The sequence below is a fragment of the Bartonella sp. AA74HLJMH genome, from assembly GCF_042197045.1.
GTDB lineage: Bacteria > Pseudomonadota > Alphaproteobacteria > Rhizobiales > Rhizobiaceae > Bartonella.
The window spans coordinates 1-1962 of sequence record NZ_JBHIRJ010000077.1 but is presented as its reverse complement, the minus strand read 5'-3'; the positions used below and the strand labels follow the sequence as shown (position 1 = coordinate 1962).

At 40.4% G+C, this 1962-nt stretch carries 1 pseudogene; it reads right to left on the bottom strand.

What is annotated here, in order from left to right:
* Positions 1-1962: pseudogene (locus ACFINH_RS09695) on the bottom strand (hypothetical protein); the annotation flags it as partial.

Sequence of the window (1962 nt, the reverse complement as noted above, 5' to 3'; positions counted from 1 at the left end):
TTCATTATTTTGTGTTGCTGCCTTCACACCAGAAAGAATCCGATCCCCTTTGTCCTTATTGGCAATGTTGATTTCACTGCCTTCTACTGCAGCTCCAATAGTGAGACGATGTGTTGCTTGGTCTTGCTGAACAAAGCTTTCGCTTTCTACTTTGTTAATCACATTATTAACCTGTTCAGTCAATTTATTCTGAACATTCGTGATAGAAGTACCTACACCTTCAAAGGCAGATGCTACATCAGGATATTCTTTGTTTTCTGTTTCGCCATCATCCTTAACGGACTTAACAGTAAATTTAGGAGCAGTCCAAGCGCCATTTTCATATTTAGCGCCACCACCTAAATACTTAGCTATATTCGTGGCTACAATTGTAACATTTTGATTTGTAGTAAACAGCTGTGAGCCATTAACCGCTTCATCTGAATTTGCACTGAGATCGCCACCTAATAAACCGGAAATTTTCCGTTTCTCACTATCTTTATTCAGAATGCTGATTTCAGTACCACCAGTTCCTTTCCCAATGGTGATGAGACCTGTACCCCCCGCACGGAGACTACGCGCTAATTTCTCCTCTTTTTCTTCTTCTTGCTTAACAAGGATACTGTCTCTTACATCAGCAATTTCATTATTTGTTGCAAATAACTGTGAACCATTCACCGCTTGTTGTGAAGTCTCAGTGAGTGCTGCAGCCTTAACTTTCTTTATCTCTTTACCTCCAGCATCAATACCATCGGTCGTTATTTTGGGACCACCAGTAATTACTAAGCCCGTTGCATCTAAGGTATTTCCTGCTACTTTTGCACTACTCAACGTAATATCTTTAGCAAGATCAAATTTTAGCTTATTGTCCTTATCGCCCTTTGTAATATTTAGGTTGCTACTTCCAGCAGAAAAATCTACTCCGCTATCCATAAGAACAGCTGTAGCATTTTTATCTCCAACTGATAGTTTCCAACCGGTTTTTCTTACAACATCTTCTAAGTCTCTTAACTGTCTAACATTCACTGCATCGGCAACATCAGAACCAGCTGCTACGCCTGTAATTTGTCTGGTTATACCCTTACTACGATCACCAACACTCACTGCACCCCGCGTACTTTTCCATTGTGTCTCGGAGCTTGTTGCAGGACCCTGCAACATAGAAGTATAACCAAACTCACCAGCAGCCCTATTGGCTACAGAATCACTTCCTATAGCAACACCCCCTACTACCTTCACTTGCGTTTTAAAGCCTAAAGCTGTACTGCTGTCCGCCTCTACCCGTATAAAACGACCAACAGCAACCGCATCATTATTTAGTGCCACTATATCTGCACCAACAGCAACCGATCCACCTCTATGGATCTCCGAGTTAGAACCTATGATAACAGATGCCGCTAACCTTTGGTCTCTTTCAGCTAATACCGCCTTCGCTTTAGAACCAATAACAACACTGTCCACGGTTTTCGCATTAACGCCTTCACCAAAAATGACATTACTTCCCGATACATCACGCTGTACTTCTCCACTACGTGTCATTCTGGCTATAGGATCTTTTCGCGAGAAATCAGATGCATCAATAGTCACTGTATCCTGTCCACTTTGAGTGAAAGATCGAGTTACAGAGCTACTGTCCATAAAAAACTGTGGATCGACAACAAATTTCTTATTTTGGTCTTCTGGACTTAATGTGTTTTTTGATAACTTATTGTCATCGATTTTTAAAGTATTCGCAATAGAATTATCATCACCTACACTAGTAAGGGTTCTAGTTAAAAAATTTGCATAGTCATCAGAAGCATTAATCTTTTCTAATCCGGCTTTATTGAGTGCTGTTAAATAATTGTTTTTTGAAACAGGAGAAGCATTCAAACCAGCAACAGAGAGAAGGCTTTGTGGATAAGACACACCAGCACTTTTTACACCTTCAAGAAATGTGTTTCTAAAATCAGGATTTGCTGAAAAAACAGGCGTAACATTCGA